The organism is Arthrobacter celericrescens (assembly GCF_003614925.1).
Classification (GTDB): domain Bacteria; phylum Actinomycetota; class Actinomycetes; order Actinomycetales; family Micrococcaceae; genus Arthrobacter; species Arthrobacter celericrescens.
In genome coordinates this window covers 46,150-63,885 of record NZ_QYLP01000099.1, presented here as the reverse complement: position 1 = coordinate 63,885, position 17,736 = coordinate 46,150, and the positions used below count along the sequence as shown (strand labels likewise).

Annotated in this window: 21 protein-coding genes and 1 tRNA gene; 9 read left to right on the top strand and 13 right to left on the bottom strand. The window is 68.8% G+C overall.

The features are described 5' to 3' along the window. Positions 1-41 precede the first annotated feature (41 nt). A complete protein-coding gene (locus D3654_RS18800; protein WP_120522977.1) occupies positions 42-1,838 on the bottom strand; it encodes a glycoside hydrolase family 35 protein in 1,797 nt (598 codons plus the stop codon). Between the two features lie 49 nt (positions 1,839-1,887). Here D3654_RS18800 and D3654_RS18795 point away from each other — a divergent pair, with 49 nt between their 5' ends. Further along, positions 1,888-2,919 (top strand): pirin family protein, encoded by a 1,032-nt coding sequence (locus tag D3654_RS18795; protein ID WP_120522976.1) that lies wholly within the window; start codon positions 1,888-1,890, stop codon positions 2,917-2,919. A gap of 32 nt (positions 2,920-2,951) precedes the next feature. On the opposite strand, the gene D3654_RS18790 is transcribed toward D3654_RS18795, so the two are convergent. Both D3654_RS18790 and D3654_RS18785 read right to left on the bottom strand, forming a co-directional pair. Next, positions 2,952-3,887 carry an N-acetylglucosamine kinase gene (locus D3654_RS18790; RefSeq protein WP_120523015.1) on the bottom strand — a complete coding sequence of 312 codons (936 nt, stop codon included), beginning with the start codon at positions 3,885-3,887 and terminating at the stop codon, positions 2,952-2,954. A gap of 25 nt (positions 3,888-3,912) precedes the next feature. After that, the gene (locus D3654_RS18785; protein WP_120522975.1) at positions 3,913-4,890 is read right to left on the bottom strand and encodes a LysR family transcriptional regulator; all 978 of its coding nucleotides are present in this window, start codon (positions 4,888-4,890) and stop codon (positions 3,913-3,915) included. A 95-nt stretch (positions 4,891-4,985) separates the two neighbouring features. On the opposite strand from D3654_RS18785, the gene D3654_RS18780 reads away from it, so the two are divergent. Continuing rightward, a complete protein-coding gene (locus tag D3654_RS18780; protein WP_120522974.1) occupies positions 4,986-6,221 on the top strand; it encodes an MFS transporter in 1,236 nt (411 codons plus the stop codon). A 21-nt stretch (positions 6,222-6,242) separates the two neighbouring features. Here D3654_RS18780 and D3654_RS18775 read toward each other — a convergent pair whose 3' ends face one another. After that, positions 6,243-7,406, bottom strand: coding sequence for a trans-sulfuration enzyme family protein (locus tag D3654_RS18775; protein WP_120522973.1), 1,164 nt, complete (start codon positions 7,404-7,406; stop codon positions 6,243-6,245). Between the two features lie 131 nt (positions 7,407-7,537). Here D3654_RS18775 and D3654_RS18770 point away from each other — a divergent pair, with 131 nt between their 5' ends. After that, positions 7,538-8,041 (top strand): Lrp/AsnC family transcriptional regulator, encoded by a 504-nt coding sequence (locus D3654_RS18770; RefSeq protein ID WP_120522972.1) that lies wholly within the window; start codon positions 7,538-7,540, stop codon positions 8,039-8,041. Between the two features lie 15 nt (positions 8,042-8,056). Here D3654_RS18770 and D3654_RS18765 read toward each other — a convergent pair whose 3' ends face one another. Both D3654_RS18765 and D3654_RS18760 read right to left on the bottom strand, forming a co-directional pair. Then, on the bottom strand, positions 8,057-8,284 hold the full coding sequence (locus D3654_RS18765) for a 2-nitropropane dioxygenase (protein ID WP_120522971.1): 228 nt from the start codon (positions 8,282-8,284) through the stop codon (positions 8,057-8,059). Further along, the gene (locus D3654_RS18760; protein ID WP_120522970.1) at positions 8,281-8,934 is read right to left on the bottom strand and encodes an ArsR family transcriptional regulator; all 654 of its coding nucleotides are present in this window, start codon (positions 8,932-8,934) and stop codon (positions 8,281-8,283) included. Before D3654_RS18760 ends, D3654_RS18765 begins: the two co-directional genes overlap by 4 nt. Before the next feature lie 197 nt (positions 8,935-9,131). Here D3654_RS18760 and D3654_RS18755 point away from each other — a divergent pair, with 197 nt between their 5' ends. Then, positions 9,132-9,437, top strand: a complete 306-nt coding sequence (locus D3654_RS18755) for a hypothetical protein (protein WP_120522969.1) — start codon at positions 9,132-9,134, stop codon at positions 9,435-9,437. Here the strand turns inward: D3654_RS18755 and D3654_RS18750 are convergent. After that, positions 9,415-10,659: an MFS transporter gene (locus tag D3654_RS18750; protein ID WP_120523014.1), complete on the bottom strand. Its 1,245-nt coding sequence runs from the start codon at positions 10,657-10,659 to the stop codon at positions 9,415-9,417. The two genes, D3654_RS18755 and D3654_RS18750, sit on opposite strands and share 23 nt — an antisense overlap. 173 nt (positions 10,660-10,832) lie before the next feature. Here D3654_RS18750 and D3654_RS18745 point away from each other — a divergent pair, with 173 nt between their 5' ends. The 4 genes from D3654_RS18745 to zapE are packed head-to-tail and all read left to right on the top strand — an operon-like array spanning position 10,833 to position 13,973. Then, positions 10,833-11,357: an Lrp/AsnC family transcriptional regulator gene (locus D3654_RS18745; RefSeq protein ID WP_120522968.1), complete on the top strand. Its 525-nt coding sequence runs from the start codon at positions 10,833-10,835 to the stop codon at positions 11,355-11,357. A gap of 9 nt (positions 11,358-11,366) precedes the next feature. Further along, positions 11,367-11,792, top strand: a complete 426-nt coding sequence (locus D3654_RS18740) for a DUF1761 domain-containing protein (protein ID WP_120522967.1) — start codon at positions 11,367-11,369, stop codon at positions 11,790-11,792. 16 nt (positions 11,793-11,808) lie between these two features. Beyond that, a complete protein-coding gene (corA, locus tag D3654_RS18735; RefSeq protein ID WP_120522966.1) occupies positions 11,809-12,804 on the top strand; it encodes a magnesium/cobalt transporter CorA in 996 nt (331 codons plus the stop codon). Continuing rightward, the gene (zapE, locus tag D3654_RS18730; protein ID WP_245413329.1) at positions 12,801-13,973 is read left to right on the top strand and encodes a cell division protein ZapE; all 1,173 of its coding nucleotides are present in this window, start codon (positions 12,801-12,803) and stop codon (positions 13,971-13,973) included. Before corA ends, zapE begins: the two co-directional genes overlap by 4 nt. Before the next feature lie 39 nt (positions 13,974-14,012). Here the strand turns inward: zapE and D3654_RS18725 are convergent, their stop codons facing one another. The 4 genes from D3654_RS18725 to D3654_RS18710 form a co-directional block, all read right to left on the bottom strand. Continuing rightward, positions 14,013-14,540: a ferritin gene (locus D3654_RS18725; RefSeq protein WP_120522965.1), complete on the bottom strand. Its 528-nt coding sequence runs from the start codon at positions 14,538-14,540 to the stop codon at positions 14,013-14,015. A 93-nt stretch (positions 14,541-14,633) separates the two neighbouring features. Continuing rightward, a complete protein-coding gene (gene crcB / locus D3654_RS18720; protein WP_120522964.1) occupies positions 14,634-15,002 on the bottom strand; it encodes a fluoride efflux transporter CrcB in 369 nt (122 codons plus the stop codon). Further along, the gene (locus D3654_RS18715; protein WP_245413328.1) at positions 14,999-15,436 is read right to left on the bottom strand and encodes a fluoride efflux transporter FluC; all 438 of its coding nucleotides are present in this window, start codon (positions 15,434-15,436) and stop codon (positions 14,999-15,001) included. Before D3654_RS18715 ends, crcB begins: the two co-directional genes overlap by 4 nt. Further along, positions 15,433-15,936, bottom strand: coding sequence for a universal stress protein (locus D3654_RS18710; protein ID WP_120522963.1), 504 nt, complete (start codon positions 15,934-15,936; stop codon positions 15,433-15,435). The genes D3654_RS18715 and D3654_RS18710 overlap by 4 nt, the downstream gene beginning before the upstream one ends. 143 nt (positions 15,937-16,079) lie before the next feature. On the opposite strand from D3654_RS18710, the gene D3654_RS18705 reads away from it, so the two are divergent. Next, positions 16,080-16,775 carry a type 1 glutamine amidotransferase domain-containing protein gene (locus tag D3654_RS18705; protein ID WP_120522962.1) on the top strand — a complete coding sequence of 232 codons (696 nt, stop codon included), beginning with the start codon at positions 16,080-16,082 and terminating at the stop codon, positions 16,773-16,775. A 23-nt stretch (positions 16,776-16,798) separates the two neighbouring features. Here the strand turns inward: D3654_RS18705 and D3654_RS18700 are convergent. Further along, positions 16,799-16,871, bottom strand: a tRNA-Ala gene (locus tag D3654_RS18700). A gap of 44 nt (positions 16,872-16,915) precedes the next feature. Further along, complete coding sequence (locus D3654_RS18695; RefSeq protein ID WP_120522961.1) at positions 16,916-17,731, bottom strand: SDR family oxidoreductase; 816 nt, start codon at positions 17,729-17,731, stop codon at positions 16,916-16,918. Between the last annotated feature and the right edge of the window lie 5 nt (positions 17,732-17,736).

Genomic DNA, 17,736 nt, shown 5'->3' with positions numbered 1-17,736 from the left:
AAGGGCCGCAGCCGCCGGGACCGCCCGGCGCGGGCAGGCCGTCAGGCGAGCACCGCCGCCTCGATCTCGGAAGTGTCCGGCGCGCCGAGTTCGGCGGATTCGCGGAGTTCGACGACGGTGCCGGGCTTGTCGAGTTCGAGCACCTTGACCGTGTTGTTGCCTGCCCGGACCAGCGGCGCGGGGACGTAGACGGTGCGCTGCGGCCCGGTTTCCCAGTAGCGGCCGAGCAGGAACCCGTTGATCCAGAGGAACCCCTTGCCTGAGTCCGGGAGGGCGATATAGGTGTCAGCCGGTTCCGCCACTTCGAAGTCCACCCCGGGCAGCCGGTCCAGCTCCGCCTCGGCCCATTCCGAGAGGGCCACAGGGACCTGGCTCCAGTGGAAGGTGTAGCGCTGGTTGACCAGCACCCCGCCCAGGATTCCCTTGCCTTGCCCGGTGAGTGGGCCGTAGTTGATCCGTCCCAAGTTCTCCACCAGGATGTCCAGTTTGGCCGGGACCCCGGTGCCGGTGACCGTCAGGCCTTCGGCGCTCGTGACGTCGTCGAGGATTCCGGCGAAGGCGCCGTCCACCCAGACGTGGGCGCGGTCGTGGAGGCCGGTGATCTTCAGTTTCGACTCCGTGGGCGCGTCAGGGCGGCCCGGCAGAACGGCCTCCGCGGAGTACAGCACCAAGCCGGCGTCGAGGCCCAGTTCCTCGAAGGACAGCGGCTTGACGCTTCGCACCGGGCTTGCCGAGCTGCGCAGGAGTTCCCTGAGCTCCGGTGCCGGCCCGAGGGGCAGGGTGGCGGCCGGGAGCACGGGGGCTTCGGCCAGCAGCTCGGGGGCAAGGACGGGAAGCTCGGTGATGCCCTGCGCCCGGAAGAATTCGGTGCGCAAGGCATGGAACTTCCCGGTCAGGGCGCCGTTTTCGGCGATGGGCGCGTCCGAGTCGTAGCTGGTGACCGTAGGCTGGATGCGGGTGCCGTCGTGGTTGGCGCCGGAGCCGAGGCCGAAGTTGCTGCCGCCGTGGGCCATGTAGATGCAGACGGAGCCGTCCAGGTCCAGGATCTTGCGGACCTCGGAGGCCGCCTCGGCCGCGTCGCGGACGTGGTGTTCCTCGCCCCAGTGGTCGAACCAGCCGCCCCAGAACTCGACGTTGAAGAACGGCTCGCCGGGCCGGCGGCGCTGCCACGTGGCCACGGCTTCGTCGCCCCGGCTGCCGAGGGTCGCCGTCGCCCAGGTTCCGTCCACGGCGCCGCCGTCCAGGAAGTAGTCCGTGCCGCCGTCGGCGGTGAACAGCAGCTCGCTGATGCCGCGCTCTTCGAGTGCACGGCGGTTCCAGCGGATGTAGTCGTGGTCGTCGCCGTAGCTGCCGTATTCGTTTTCGATCTGCACCGCCACCACGGGTCCGCCATTGCAGGCCTGCCGGGCGGCGATGATGGGCAGGAGCTGGTCGAACCATTCTTCAATGGCTGCGGTGAAGCCGGGGTCCAGGCAGCGCAGGCCGATGCCCGGCGTTCCGGTGAGCCATGCGGGGAAGCCGCCGTTGTCCCACTCGGCGCAGATGTACGGCCCGGGCCGGACAATGACGTCCAGTCCCTCTTCTGCTGCGAGGTCGAAGAAGCGGCCCAGGTCCCGCCAGCCGGTGAAGTCCGGGGCCTGTCCTCGGTGCGGCTGGTGGAAGTTCCACGCGACGTAGGTGTCCACCGTGTTGGCGCCCATGGCCTTGAGCCTGCGCAGCCTGTCCTGCCAGTGGTCGGGGTGTACCCGGAAGTAGTGGATGGCTCCGGCAAGGATGCGGTAGCGTTCCCCCGAGCGGTAAAGGACGGCGTCGCGGTAGCTCAAAACGGCGTTGTTCACGAAAAACAGAATAGTACATTTCTTAACAAATCAGCACATGGAGTGTCTCGTGACCAACTTGGAAACGGCCCCGGCCCAAGAACTCTGCCCTGCCGGGCACCCAGGCACGGGACCGTGCGTCCAATTGTGGCCGGAGCGGGAGGTGCCGCTGGGCGGAGTCCGTGCGATGAACGTATCCCGCACGCTTCCGCAGCGCGGGCTGCCGACCGTTGGCGCATGGTGCTTCCTGGACAGCTTCGGCCCGGACCGCGTGGCCATGAGCGTGCTGCCGCATCCGCACATGGGGCTCCAGACAGTGACGTGGCCGCTGGAAGGCGAAGTGCGGCACCGCGACAGCGTGGGAAGCGAGGTGGTGGTCCGCCCGGGCCAGCTGAACATCATGACGGCGGGCCGCGGCATCTCGCACTCCGAGTTCGCGGTACTGCCGCAGCCGGACGACGACGGCGGGGTGGAGGTTCCGCTGTCCCGCGGACTGCAGCTGTGGGTGGCGCTGCCGGACGCCGAGCGGCACCGGGCGCCGTCGTTCGAGCAAGTCGTGGACCTGCCGCTCGTCAGCGGGGACGGCTACACCGCCAGGGTGCTGGTGGGCGAATTCGCCGGCCAGCGCTCCCCCGCCACCATGTTCAGCCCGATCGTCGGCGCGGAGGTCAGCGGCTCCGGGGAGATCGGCTTCCCGCTGGATACCGCTTTTGAGCACGCCATCCTGGTGCTGGACGGCCACCTGACCGTGGACGGCCAGGAGGTCGGCCCCGGCCCCCTCGCCTACCTGGGCTCCGGCCGGGATTCGCTGGCGGTGGAGGCTGCCCCGGATACCCGCTTCATGGTGCTCGGCGGTGAACCATTCGAAGAGGATGTCCTCATGTGGTGGAACTTCGTGGGCCGCACCCACGAGGAGATCGTCGAAGCCCGCGAAGACTGGGAAGCCCAGGCGGCGCAGTCCGACGCCGATGCGCGCGGAGCCCGCTTCGGCGTGGTCGACGGGCACGGGCCTGACGCCGGCGCCGAGGCCGGGCGCATCCCGGCGCCGCCGCTGCCCGGCGTGCGGCTCAAGCCGCGCACCCGCGGCGGCCAGCCCGAATAGGGCCGCAGCCGGAGCTCAGGCCGAAAAGGACCTCAGCCGCGCTCGGCGATAATCTGCGGCACCCCGAAGACCGGGTCCTGGTCCAGCACGCGCACGTCCGTCACCCCGTGGGCCGCGAGGCCAGTGCGGAAAGCGGACTGCAGCGCGGCCACGTTCATGCCCAGGCCGCTGCCGAGGATGGCCGGCCCGGGAATCCCGAGCTGCCGCAGGACCTGTGCCGCGAGCTCGGCCAGGTCGCGGCCGGCCTGGTCCAGGAGCTGCCGGCTCACCTCGAGGCCTTCGTCGGCGGTCTGCACCACGACGCCGGCACGCTGCGCCCAGTAGCGGCGGTCGGTGTCCGGGGAGTGGAAGAGGGCGATCAGCTTGTTCGGGTCGTCCAGGCCGCAGGAATCCAGCAGGGCGCTGGTGAGGGCGTCGGGTTCCAGGCCCTTGTTCATCCGGCGCAGGCTGTGGCGGACGGCCTCACGTCCCAGCCAGTAACCGCTGCCTTCGTCGCCCAGCAGGTATCCCCAGCCGCCGGCGCGTGCTTCCTGTCCGGCAGCGTTCTTGCCCCAGGCCGCGGAACCCGTACCCGCGATGACGGCGACGCCGGTGCTCGTCCGGCCGGCGGCCAGCAGCAGGCGGGAGTCGTGGACCACCGAGACGGCGGCGCCCGGCACGTGCGGTTCGATGAGGGCGGCGAGCGCGCGGGCGTCGTCGTCGGTGTCGATGCCGCCGGCACCGGCGAGCACGGTGTCCACCCGGCCGCCGCCGATCCTGCTGAACAGTTCGGCGAGGTTGGCGGCCGCGGCTTCCCGGCTGACGTTCTGCACGTTGGCGCTGCCGACGGATTCGTCGCGGACTACCACCCCGTCCTCGAAGCGGACGCCGCGGGTCTTGGTGCCGCCGATGTCCAGGCCGATGACCGTACCGGGAACGGCCGGGAATGCGGGGCCGGGGCGTGACGAGGGGTTCTCAGCGTTTTCCACGTGCACAGCTTAACGCGCAGGCTTCCTAGCTCCGCCCCTTGATGAATCCGGCGAGCAGTTCCGGCCCTTCCGCGAGGACCATTTCCCGGAACAGCCAGACGGGTCCTGCCTCGCTCCCCGGTCCCCCGTTCCCCCGTTCACGCCAGGCGATGCCGATCTCCCGGTAGGCCAGCGGGGATTCGATGGCCACCTCCACCCATCCGAGCCCGGCCCCCTGCGGGCCGTGGATTCCCGGCCCCAGGCCACCCGGCGGCAGGATGCTGTAGCCCAGCCCGGCCGAAACGAGGCCCCGGACGGTGTGGGTGTCCTGGCTTTCGAACGCGGTGCGCGGCCGGATACCGGCGTCGCGGAAGATCGCGTCCGTGAGGGACCGCAGGCCATAGCCCGGACCCATCGCCACGAACGGTTCGCCCTTGAGCTCCTCGAGGCGGATCCGTTTCCGCCCGGCCGCCGCATGCTGGTGGTGCAGCACCAGCCGCAGCGGTTCGCGGTAGAGCGCGGCAGAGGCAAGCCCCCTGCCGCGCGGGGCGACCGGCGAGGTCAGGGCGATGTCGGCGTCGCCCGCTGCGAGCTCGTCCAGGCACGCGGCGCGGGCGCCCTGGCTCAGCTCGAAGGCGGTGAGCGGGTGGCGTGCGCGGAAGGCGCCGATCAGCACAGGCAGGGTGGCCTCGCCGAAGGTGTGCTGGAAGCTCACCGAGATCCGGCCGCGGACGGCGTCCTGTTCCTGCCGCACCAGGTCCAGCCCGCGGCGGAATTCGGCGAGGGCGGCGTCGACATGCGGCAGGAGCGTGCGGGCGGCGGCGCTGAGCCGCACCCCGCGCCCGTCGCGGACCAGCAGATCGGTCCCGACGACGGCACCCGCCCGGGCCAGCGCCCGGCTCACCGTCGATTGCGGCACCCCGAGGAGTTCAGCCGTCGCGGTGACGTGTTCGGTCCGCGCGAGCTCAGAGAGGATGGGCAGGAGGGGCAGCAGCTGCACGAGCTGCTTGTGGTCGGGATCCATGCAGCACCGTCTCCATTCAATGTGAATTTGCTATGGAAATCATCTCATTGATGCATTGGATACATGACTTGCCGGAGGCATACCGTGGCAGGGTGATGATGCAAGCTATCCCCGAAGCCGCCGACGGACACCCCAAAGGCTTCCCCGGCTACCGGCGGATCCTCGCCGGACTGGCGATGGCCGGCGTCGCGACGTTCGCCCAGCTCTATTCCACCCAGGCGGTGCTGCCGCTCATGTCCAGGGACCTGGGGATCACGGCCGCTGACGCCGCCCTGAGCGTCTCCCTTGCCACGGCGGGCCTTGCCGCCTCGGTGCTGCCGTGGTCCTTCGTGGCCGACCGCATAGGCCGGGTGCGTGCCATGGCAATCGCGATCGGCGCCGCGACCGTTCTAGGCCTGCTGGTTCCGTTCGCCCCCGCCCTGCCGTTGGTGCTGGGCCTGCGCGCCATGGAGGGCGTCGCGCTGGGCGGCATCCCCGCGGTGGCCATCGCCTACCTCAACGAGGAAATCGGCAAGGCCCATGCCGCCCTGGCCGCGGGCAGCTACGTCGCAGGCACCACGCTGGGCGGGCTCGCCGGCCGGCTCCTGGCCGGACCCCTCGGAGAAGCCTGGGGCTGGCGCGCTGGAACCCTGGCCGTTTCGGTGCTCGCGGCGGTATCCGCGGCACTGTTCCTGCTCCTGGTTCCAGAGCCCCGGCGCTTCGTTCCCGCGCCCGCCCAGGGCGTGCGCGGGGCGGCGGGGATCCTGCTGGGCCACCTTCGCAACCCGCGGCTGCTGGCCATCTACTTGCAGGCCTTTGTGCTGATGGGCGGCTTCGTGGCCGTCTACAACTACCTGGGCTTCCGCCTGCATGCCGCCCCGTTCGCCCTTCCCGCATCCGTGGTGAGCCTGCTCTTCCTGGCCTACCTTTCGGGCACCGTGAGCTCCCGGTGGGGCGCGGCCATGTCCCTGCGCCTGGGCCGGCGCAACGTGCTCCTCGCCGGGATCGGCTGCATGGCCGCGGGCATGGCCCTGACCCTGTGGGATTTCCTGCCGACAGTGCTCGCGGGCCTGCTCCTCTTCACGGCCGGGTTCTTCGCCGCCCACAGCATCGGTGCCGGGTGGAGCGGGACCCTGCCGGCCGGCGGAAAAGCCCAGTCGGCTTCGTTGTACAACCTTTTCTACTATCTGGGCTCCAGCGTCCTCGGCTGGCTGGGCGGGCTCGTCTTCCAGTCAGCGGGCTGGACCGCCCTCGCCTGGGGCGTGATCGCTCTGGCGTGCGCGACGGCGGTGATCACCGCCGTCGCGCACGCGTCGGCTAAGCCGGCACGCGCCGTCGTCGCCGTTTCCTGAGGCGGCGCGCCCGGTCCGGTCTCAGCGGGTCGACTCGATGGCCTGCACGAGGTCGGCGATGAGGTCGGCAGGATCCTCGAGGCCGATCGAGAGGCGCAGCATGCGCGCATGCGGCTTCGCCTCGGGTGCCACCGGGCGGTGCGTGAGCCCGGCCGGGTGCTGGATCAGCGTGTCGATGCCGCCCAGCGACACGGCGTGGGTCATCAGCCGGACCGCACCCGGGATCCGCTCGGCGTGCTCCGCGGAGGCGACGTCGAAGGCAAGCAGCGAACCGGGCCCCGACATCTGGGTGCCCACGATTCCGAGCGGATCGCATTCGGGAAGCCCCGGATAGTGGACCTTGCTGACGAGTTCGTGGCTGGCGAGCGCGGAGGCCACCTTGTGCGCGTGGTCCTGCTGGGCCCGGACGCGGACGGGCAGGGTTGCCAGTCCGCGGTGCAGCAGGTAGGCCGGCCACGGGGTGAGGATGCCGCCGGTCACGGCCCGGACCCTGCGCAGCCGAGCGGCCCATTCCGCATCCGTCGCCACCACACCGCCCATGGCATCGCCGTGGCCGCCCAGAAATTTCGTGGCGCTGTGCAGGACCAGCGCCACGCCGTGCTTGAGCGGCTGCTGCAGCACCGGGGTGGCGAAGGTGTTGTCCACCAGGACGGGAACCCCGGCCGCGTCCGCAGTGAGCCTCTTCAGGTCCACGAGCTCGAGGCTGGGGTTTGCCGGGGTCTCGACCACCACGAGCGCGGTGTCCGGGCGGATGGCGCGGCGGACTTCCTCTGGCCGGGCGAAGGTGGTCTCCGTGCCGAGCAGTCCGCTCGCGAGCACATGGTCGGTGCCGCCGTACAAGGGGCGGACGGCGACAACGTGCTTCTTGCCGTCGCTGCCCGAAGCGAGGAGCACTGCGCTCAGTGCCGCCATCCCGGTGGCGAACGCCACGGCCTCCGGGGCGGACTCGAGCGCCGCGGTTCCCTCCTCGAAGCGCGCCACCGTGGGGTTCCACAGGCGCTGGTAGACGGTGCTGTCGCCCTCCCTGCGGGCGCCGCCTCCGGCCATTTGTTCGTATGCAAGACCGCCGTCATGCACCGAAGGCAGCGGTGCAGTGGTAGAAAGATCGATGGGTACCGCGTGCACGCCCTGCTCGGTGAGTCCGAAGCGGCCGGCATGGACGGCAAGGGTGTCGATGGTGGTCACTGTGCTCCTTGAATTATTCGCCGTTGAATGGCGCAAGTATTGGGCAATAATTCGGAGTTTTACAGTGGAAATGAATGGATTGCCGGAAATTTGCGGGATATGATGAACTCATTGCAAATCCAGGAGGATCCGTGAGCACTGCCCCGAAGAATGTTCGGCCCCTCGGCGCCGGCGAGCCGTTGGACGCCATCGACGAGCGGATCCTGGCCGCCCTGGTGGACGACGCGCGGATCTCCAACAAGCAGCTCGCGGAACTGGTGGGGATCGCCCCGTCGACGGCACTGATGCGCACCCGCGCCCTCTCCGAACGCGGCATCATCGAAGGCTTCGAAGCGGTGCTGAGCCTTGCCGCGATCGGACGATCGGTCCAGGCCCTGATCGCCGTCCGGCTGCGCGCCCATGACCGCGACCAGATCGACCGCTTCACGTCGCGGGTTCCCGCCCTGCCCGCGGTCATTTCCACGTTCCACACCTCGGGGTCAGTGGACTACCTGCTGCACATCGCCGTCGCCAACACCGATGAGCTGCGCGACTGGGTGCTGGACAACCTGGCCACCGATCCCGTCGTCGGACATACCGAAACCACTCTGGTCTTCGAGCACATCCAAGGCAACCACGGGCCGCTGCCGGCCTGAGTCAGGCCGGCAACGTCAGGCCCGCGGTTCCAACCCGGAATGCGCGGCGCTCAGGGCGTTGGCGCGCAATTCGCCGAGCCGCTCCAGCCTGGCGATTGCCGCGGCCCGACGCGCGGGGTCGCCCACTTGGATGAGGCGGCGCTTTTCCGACCAGGACAGCAGCCTTGCTCCGATTCCGGCCGCGGCTGATTCGATGATGGACGGCCGGCGGTAGACGCCGCACGATGCGCTGACTGAACTCATGACTTCTTCCCTTCACTGCTTTGTGAATCCCTGCTTGTTGCTTTCCCCACCGAGGCGGGGACACCGAGGATGGGGAACGCGTTGAAATGGATCTGGACCGGACGGGCATCCTCGGCTTCAGGCTCGCTCCGGATTTCCTCCAGCAGCTTGTGGCCCAGGGCCTCCATGTCGTGCGCGTAGCGGGCCAACTGCTCCGCCGACATCCGTGCGTTGATGGTGCTGACCGTGGACACCTGCAGCCAATCGGCGTCCAGGACGTCGAGGCCGTGCTCCATGAAGTCGGCAAGCGCTGCCTGCCTGGTGCGTTCGAACTCCCGGCTCACCAGCCGGGAAGCCTCCTGGGTGGCCGGGGACGTTGCCAGTTCCGGCGAGGTGATCTGGATGGCTCCCCGCGGACGCTCCCACCACCGCTCGCGTGCGGTCCCTTTGCCTTCGACCTCCCGCACGAAGTCGAACTTTGCCAACTGGCGCAGGTGGTAGCTCGTGGCACCGCTCGATTCGCCCAGCAGGTCCGCGAGGCCGCAGGCGGTCTGCGCACCGTACCGGGAGAGCATCTCGAGGATCTGGACTCGCAGAGGGTGCGCCAGCGCCTTGAGGGACGCCGTATCGACTTTGCGGAGCGGGTATTCCGGCTCGCGGACTGTGACCATGCCTCAAGGATAGGCTTGCAAAGAACTCTTTGCAATGGTTTCTTTGCAACTACTTCTTTGCAAATGACTCTTTGCATTCCTGCGGAGTGGGCGCGAGCGAACGCCCGGTCGCCTTGTAGGCTCGGGCCCATGACTGACAGCCGGACGGACCTCGCGGGCCTGGCATCGTATTTCCTTGGCCAGGGCAGGAAGTCGACGTGCTACGGCTCAGGTACCCGTACTTCGCCAGCGGCCGGCCCCAGTCCTGGGACAACGAGACCAGTTACGTGGGTGAAGGCAAGCTGGCACATACGCGCAGCTACGAGTGGCCGCATCCGCTATCCGAAATCATCAACGCCTTGATCGGGGCAGGGTTGCAGATCCTGCGCCTCGATGAGGACCGCCTGCTGCCCTGGCGGTTCAGCCCGCGGATGTTGGAGGTTCCCGGTGGTTTCGCCTGGCCCGAGGGTGAGCGGGACTGCGTGCCGTGTACCTACACGATCATCGCGCGGAAACCGGCCTGATGCCCCGCAGCGCAACCACGGCCAGGGCCAGTGCCGCCGCACCGCAGATCAGGGCGAAACCGGTCACCGCGGGTCCCAGGCCAACAAGCGATGACGCCAGTCCCAGGCCGATGACGGGCACGGCGCTCCCCAGGTAGGTGATGACATACACGGTGCTGATGACCTGGGCGTGGCGGGCGGGATCTGCCTTAGTGGCGAGGTCGTTGAACACAAGGCGGAACGCACTCCCCTGCCCGACGCCGGCGGCAAGGCCGGCGACGACCAGCAGCACCGGGTTGTGCCAGGCAGCGGCGGCAGCCATGAGCATGACGGCGGCGCCCAGCACGGACAAGCCGGCCGGCAGGAGCATCCTGCCGCGCAGCGGGAAGAGCTGGCTCAGGGCCGAAGCGCCCAGCGTAAGGCCAGCCAGCAGCCCCATGACGGGGCGGGCGTCGGTGCCCAGGACGGAGGCAAAGTAGCCCGGGCCAAGGGAAAGACAGAAACCGAAGACGGCGAAGCTAAGGAAGCCCACCGCGGCCGCGAGCGCGAACGCACCCTTCGCCTCCCGCGACACCGAGGGGCGCCTCGGTGCGAGCACTGCGTAGGGCCGCGGGCCGACGGCGGGCCGGATCGCGGGGCGGGCGTCAAGCAACCAGAGCGGAACCAGCAGAAGCAGCAGGAGCGCACCGTGCACCAGGAACGGCGTGCTGAGCGGGCCGGGCAGGAGGGAGAGCAGCCCGCCGATGAAGGGTCCGGCGGCAACCCCGCCCGAGGAGGCAAGGAGCGTGAACCGGGACGCCCATTCGGGCCGCGACGGCAGGAGTTCACGCAGCGCCGCGGAACTTGCACCGGTGGCAAGGCCCACGGCGATGCCCTGCAGCGCCCGTCCGGCGCACAGCATCCACAGGCTTCCCGCCCCGGCGAAGACCAGGCTTCCGGCCAGTCCCAGGACGACGGCAAGCACCAGGGCGGCCCGCCGGCCGATGTGGTCCGACCAGTGTCCGGCCAGCATCAGCACCGCCACCAGGGCCAGGACGTAGCTGGCGAATGCCACCGTGACCCCCAGCGGGCCGAGCCCCAGCCGCGCCTGCAGCAGGGGGTACAGCGGGGTGGCCAGGTTCGCGCCCAGCAGCAGGGTGAACATGACGACGCCGGCCAGCACCAGCCGGGTGGAAGTGGAGGCGTTCCAGCCGCGGCGGACAGCCGTGGCCGGGCGCATGCGCAGTTCGCTGAAGACAGTCATCGTGGTGCCCTTGCCTTGGCGGGCGCGCAACGGCTGCCTTGTGGGCCCTGCCGCCACCGCCCGGATGTGGATGGCAACAGAATGCCTCAGGACTGCGACGCAGCTCAGTCATTGATGGAATAATTGAGCAAAACAGTCAATAGTTTCCCTGCTCGCTGCGCCGGAGTGATGATTTGAACAATCTGGACCCCACCGACCTGAAGATCCTGCTTGAGCTGCTCCGCGATCCGCGGATCCAGATCGGCGAACTCAGCGATGCCCTCGGCATCGCCCGCAACACCGCGCAAAGCCGGCTGCGGCGCCTGCTGCGCTCCGGCGTCCTGAACGACGGCGGCCGCGAGGTGGACCTCGAAAAGCTGGGTTACGACGTCGTCGGCTTCGTGACGCTCGAGGTGACCCACCGGGAACTGGACGGAGTGGTCGGGGCGCTGCGCCTCATCCCGCAGATCCTGGAGGTCCACGAGATCTCGGGCCGGGGCGACCTGCTGTGCCGGGTGGTGGCCACGGACACGCACAGCCTGCAGTCGGCGTTGCGCGCCATCCTGAAAGTCAAAGGGGTGATCCGCAGCGAGACCGTCCTGGCCCTGCACACCCACCTCGCATACCGCAGCACACCCCTCATCGAAAGGCTCGCGGGGACCCCTGCAGCGACGCCGTCCCGGCAGCGCGCCCGGCAGGCTGCCAGCCACGGGGACTAGGATGCGGCCATGGACTGGCTGTCACACATCCTGAACATCAACTGGCTCGCCGTGCTCCTGGCGTTCGCTTCGAGCATGCTGATCGGCTTCCTCTGGTACATGCCCGCTGTGTTCGGGCGGAAGTGGATGGAGGCGATCGCGCGGACCGAAAAGGAGCTCAAAGCGCTCGACGGCGGCGCCGCGATCTGGGTGCCGATGATGCTGGCCGCGGCGATGAGCAGCATCCTGCTGGCGGTGCTCGCCGGCGCCCTCGGCCTTGACACGCCGCTGACGGCCGGGCTCTTCGGCTTCGTGGCGGCCGTCGTTTTCCGTGCCGGCGGGCATGTCATCCACAATGGGTTTGCCGGCAGGGCGGCCACGGTGACGCTGATCGATTCAGGCCATGACATCGTTGCCCTGACGGTTGCCGGAGCCATCATCGGAGCCCTCCCCTAGGGCGGAAGGAACGCCCATGACCATCATCGACAACGCCATCTACGTGAAGGGCGTCCGCAGCGCCACCCCGCCCAGCCTGGAGCAGTCCTTCGAAACCCTCTCGCAGCACGGCGGCATGGCGTGGATCGGCCTGTACCGCCCGTCCGAGGGAGAAATGGCGGCGGTGGCGGACGAGTTCCAGCTCCACCAGCTCGCCGTCGAGGACGCCATCCAGGCCCACCAGCGGCCCAAGCTGGAACGGTACGACGACATCCTTTTCACCGTGCTCCGGCCGGCCCGCTACCTGGACCAGACGGAAACGGTCGAGTTCGGCGAGCTGCACGTCTTCACGGGCAAGAACTTCGTGGTCACCATCCGGCAGGCCGAAACCGCCGGGGTGGCCCAGGTGCGCCGCCGTCTGGAAGGCCAGCCCGAGCTCATGGCCTGCGGACCCGAAGCCGTGCTCTACGGCCTGCTGGACCAGGTGGTGGACGACTACGCCCCGGTGGTCGCGGGGCTTGAGAACGACATCGACGAAATCGAGGACCAGTTGTTCAGCGGCGACACTGCGGTCTCGCGGAGGATCTACGAACTCGCCCGGGAGGTCATCCAGTTCCAGCGCGCCATCAATCCGCTGCCGGACATGATCTCCCTGTTGCGCGGTGGCTTCGCCAAGTACGGCGTGGACATCGAACTCCAACGCAACCTGCGCGACGTCGAGGACCACGTGGAGCACCTCATCTCCAAGGTACAGGGCTTCCGGGAATTGCTCCAGAACGCGCTCACCCTGGACGGCACCCTCACCGCCAACCGGCAGAACGAGGCCAGCGCCGCGCAGAACGAACAGGTCAAGAAGATTTCCTCGTGGGCGGCCATCCTCTTCGCCCCATCGTTCGTGGCCGGCGTGTACGGCATGAACTTCGATTTCATGCCTGAGCTGCATTGGCTGGCCGGCTACCCGATGGCGATCCTCATGATGTTCGGGGCGGCGCTGCTCATGTATGGGATCTTCAAACGGAAGGGCTGGCTGTGACGCCTGCCCCGGACGAGGTCCTGCTGATGGCGGGAATCGAAGCCGAGGCGGCCGCCGCGGGCTTCGCCCTGGAAACCAGCCAGGCAGCCGCCGCGCGCCGCCTCTGCGAACTGGGGGCCGCCGTCGGGCAGTCCAAGGCAGTGCCGCTCCGCCGCTTCCCGCCGCGGCTGCTGCGCCGCCGGACGCCCCGGAGCGTCTACCTCCACGGCCCGGTGGGCCGGGGCAAGAGCTGGGTGATGGACAGCTTCTACCGCCAGCTTCCCGGCCGCAAGCGGCGGGTGCACTTCCACGACTTCTTCCGCAAACTGCACACGGGCGTGCGCACCGCCTCCGTGTCCGGGGCCGACAGGACGGCCGTCCAGCAGGCCGTGGACGCGCTGCTCGCCGACATCGACGTGCTGTGCTTCGACGAGTTCCACGTCCACGACGTGGGCGACGGCATGTTCATCGCCCGCCTGCTGCGCACCGCGGCGGAACGGCGGGTCCCTTTGGTGGTCACGTCGAACTATCCTCCGGAACAGCTGTTGCCGAACCCCTTGTGGCACGACCATTTTGTGCCCACCATTGCGGTGATCAAGGAGATGATGGACATCGTGGAGATCAACGGGAACACCGATTTCCGGCGCCAGCCTGCCGCGCCCGGGAACGACGGCGAAACGCGGGATGGATTCCGCCGGGGCCGCGTGATCAGCCCGGGAACGCCGCGGCAGCTCGGCGCTTTCGGCCTCTTCCCGCCGCCGCCCTCGGAGCACCGCACGCTGACCCCCACCGCCCAGCCGCTGGCCGTCAAGGCCGCCGGCGATGTGCTGTGGGTGGCTTTCGCGGAGCTGTGCGGCGGGCTGATGTCGACGGCGGACTACCTGGCGCTGGCGGCGGAGTACCGTGTGTGGGTCATCGACGGCGTCCCCTCCCCCGGGCATGGATCCGCGGACGGTTCCGCGGCCGCGTGGCAGCGCTTCAGCAACGCCGTGGACGTCCTCTACGACGAGGACGTCACGTTGTTCCTGGTAGGCCGCGGTCCCCTCGACTGGGATGCCGGGCACGGCACCGCACTGCCCGTGGACATGGCGAGGATCGCCAGCAGGCTTTCCCTCCTGGAGCGCGTCGTGGCAGGCGACGGCACTCCCGACGGCGGAACCGCGGGTTCCGAAGAAACCCGCGGCTCCTGAGTCCTACCGGTCCTCCGGTTTACCCGGCAGGCGCTCCGGCTAGATCGCCCCGCCGGCGGCGGACGGCGCGCCGGAGTCCCGGCCGCCGTCGCCCACATGTTCGCGGGCCACGTAGTTTTCGATGTCGAAGAGGTTGTCCGCGCGTTCGGCGATGTTCAGCAGCGTGGTCATGGAGGCGACTTCCTCCACCTGTTCCTTCAGGAACCACAGCATGAACTGCTCACCGAGGGGATCGTTCTGTCCGCGGGCGGCGCGGAAGAGCTCCTCGATGTTGCTTGTCACCTGCTTCTCCTGGGCAAGGGCCAGCGCGATGGGCTCCCGGACGTCGGCGAAGTCGTTGCGGACCTCGGGGATGCCGGGGACGGACACGGGCAGGTTCCGGTCCAGCATGTACTGGACCATCATCATGGCGTGGTTGCGTTCCTCCAGGGATTGCCGGTAGAAATGCGCCGCGAGCTGCGGCAGGTCTTCGCCAGCGAAATAGACTGCCACGGCGATGTATTGCTGGGATGCGGCAAACTCGTTGCCGATCTGTTCGGACAGGAGCTCATGGAATGTCTTGGCCATGGACCGATCCTAGCCGCCGGTCCCGGCGCCCACTAGCCGTGGGAAGGTGCCGTGGGAGGCGCCGGCCGGGCGGGGCGCCGGCCGGGCGGGGTCCTAACCGAGCGACCCCAGCGCGACGCCGGCAGCGGCGGCTCCCACCGCTGCCACCATGGTGCCCAGGGCGTTGAGCAGTGCCAGCCCGGTCCGGCCTGATTGGATGAGCCTCACGGTCTCGACGCTGGCCGTGCTGAAGGTGGTGTAGCCGCCCAGGAATCCCGTGCCCAGGACGGCCTGGAGCGAGGACAGGGAATGGTTGCGCATCACCGCGCCGGCCAGAAGGCCCAGCAGCAGCGAACCCGACACGTTGATCAGGATGGTCCCCCAGGGCAGTGCGGTCCGGAAACGTGCCCGCACCAGCCCGTCCACCAGGAACCGAGCCACGGCCCCTGCTCCGCCGGCGAGTCCGAGCAGCAGCACCGTCATCGCGCACCCCCGGCAAACCCGGTCCGCCCCTTGTGCAGGCGCTGCCCCAAGGCGATGCCCGCGAACGTCGCAAGCACGCCGCCGAGCAGGGACGCCGCGAGGTAGCCGAACGCATCGGCGGCGCGGCCGGCGTCGAACAGTTGCACGGTTTCCACGCTGAAGGTGCTGTACGTGGTGAAGGCCCCCAGGAAGCCGGTGCCGGCGGTGAGGCGGATCAGGCGGCGGCGGCCCTCGTCCGGGCCCTTGCGCGCGAGGGATTCAAGCAGCCAGCCAAGCACGAAGGCCCCCGAGAGGTTGATCAGCAGCGTGGACAAGGGCCATTGGCCCGGCGACGGGATCGCCTCTCCAAGCCCGTAACGGGCCAGGGCGCCCAGGACGCCGCCTCCCGCCACGAGCGCGAGGTATTGCGGATGCAGGTGCAGGGGACGCTTCACCGGGCATCGTCCTCCGGCTGCCGGCCGAGCGGGACGATGAGCACCGGCGGGCCGGCGTGCCGGGCGAGCCGTTCTCCCAGCGACCCTCCGGCCAGTGCCTCCAGGTACCGCCCCAGGCCGTGTTCCTTGCTTCCCACCACGATGGTGGAGGCTCCGGTGTCGGCGGCGTAGCGAAGGAGTTCGTGTGCCGGGTCTCCGGCGAGGACCGTGAAGGACCAGTCGACGCCGGAACCCTCCAGTTGCGCGGCGATCCAGGCCCTGAGCTCGGAGGCAATGTCCGCGGCGTCGTCGTCGACGGCGTCCGGATCGATGGGCTGCCGCTCGCCGTCGAGGGCCGGGTCGACATAGGCCAGCAACAGTTCGGCGCCGGTCCGGAGCGCCAGGTCCGCTGCTTGCTGGAGCACAGCCGCCCGGTGGTGCGGGACAATACCGGTCAGGATCGGGCCGGCCAAGGTCGGGCCGGACCCGGCACCGTGCGCCAGATGCAGTTTGTCCGCCATGCCTGCTCCCTCTGGATGCCGTTGGCCTGGATTTTCGTTGGCCTCATGACGATCCTAGGGAACAACGCGCCCCGGAACGGAATGGGCCGCCATCAAGTACAGTTCATCCACCGAACGCCCAGCCCACGGAAAGCAGTCAGACCATGGCCAAGCGCATCCTGAACGTCGTCACGAACGTCGGCCACTACGACGATCCCTCGCATCCCACGGGGCTTTGGCTGTCCGAACTCACCCATGCCTGGCAGGTCTTCGAGGACCGGGGCTTCGAGCAGTCCATCGTCAGCCCGCAGGGCGGTCCCGCGCCCCTGGAGCCGCGGTCGTTGAAATTTCCCAGCTACGACAGGACCTCGAAGGCGTGGCGTGACGATCCTGGCCGGATGGTGCTGCTTGAAAACACGCTCCGTCCCGACCAGGTCGACCCGGCGGACTACGACGCGATCTACTTCACCGGCGGGCACGGGGTGATGTACGACTTTCCCGACAGCGAAGGCCTCCACCGCATCACCCGCGGGATCTTCGAACAGGGCGGCATCGTCTCCTCGGTCTGCCACGGTTACTGCGGGCTGCTGAACACGAGGCTCTCGGACGGCTCGTATCTTGTCGCCGGGCGCAAGGTCACGGGCTTCGCATGGCAGGAGGAGGTCCTCGCCCGAGTGGACAAGCTCGTTCCGTACAACGTGGAGGAAGAGATGAAGAAGCGTGGTGCGCGCTACGAAAAAGCCAGGCTTCCCTTCGTTTCCTACGTCGTTGCCGATGGAAACCTGGTCACCGGACAGAACCCGGGATCCGCGAAGGAGACGGCCGAAAAAGTGGCCGGGCTGCTGCAATCGAGCCGGTAACCCGGCAACCGTTAGGGGGAATGTGGAGCTAAGGAGATTCGAACTCCTGACCTCTTCGATGCGAACGAAGCGCTCTACCAACTGAGCTATAGCCCCTGGCTGGCGGTTCCGGTTCCCGGGCCGCGCCAGTGCATCCTACGCTACAAACTATCCGGCGTTTTTGCCAACCAGGACTCGAACGTCTCCGTACCGTGTCGCAACTCCGGGGCAAGGTTGAGGCCTTTCCTCAGGTAATCACCCATCGCTCCCGGCAGCGGAAACTCGACAATAAGGCCCTTGCGGCCGGTGATCCGCCGCCAGCTTTCGGCCAGTTCCCGCATGGTGCGGATCTCCGGACCCGCGATGGTTACGGTGCGGTGCTGTTGTCCCGCCGGCGCCGGTGACGGCGCCAGGGCCTCGGCCAGCAGCGCCCGCGCGACCTCCGAGGGCGAAATGCTCTGGAACCTCGCACCCCTGATGGCCGGCACCAGGCCCACCTTGGCCCCCGCTGCGAACACGTCCGCCAGCAGGCTGTGGAACTGGCTGGCCCGCACGGTCACGGTCTCCAGCCCCGAGGCCGCGTAGACCCTTTCCTTGGCGGCTTTGGAAGCATAGAAAGCCGCGGTGCTCGCGTCGCAGTTGATGATCGAGAGGGTGACGGCCCGCCGGACACCCGCCGCCGCGGCGGCGGCGAGAAGCCGGGCACCGGCGTCGGCGTACTGCTTCAGCGCGTTGCCCGAACGCCCCTCAAGGCAGTCGATCACGACGTCGGAGCCGCCCAGCGCCTCAGCCAGCCCCTGGCCCGTGGTGGCGTCCGCACGGAGGTACCGCACGCCGTCGTCCGCTGCTGCGGAGTCTGCCGCGCCTAAGGGCGGATTGCGGCTGAAGACGGTGACCTCATGGCCCTGCTCAACGGCAAGGCGGGCGGCCAACCGGCCGATCTGGCCGGTGCCGCCCGCGATGCACAGTGTTGTCATGTAAG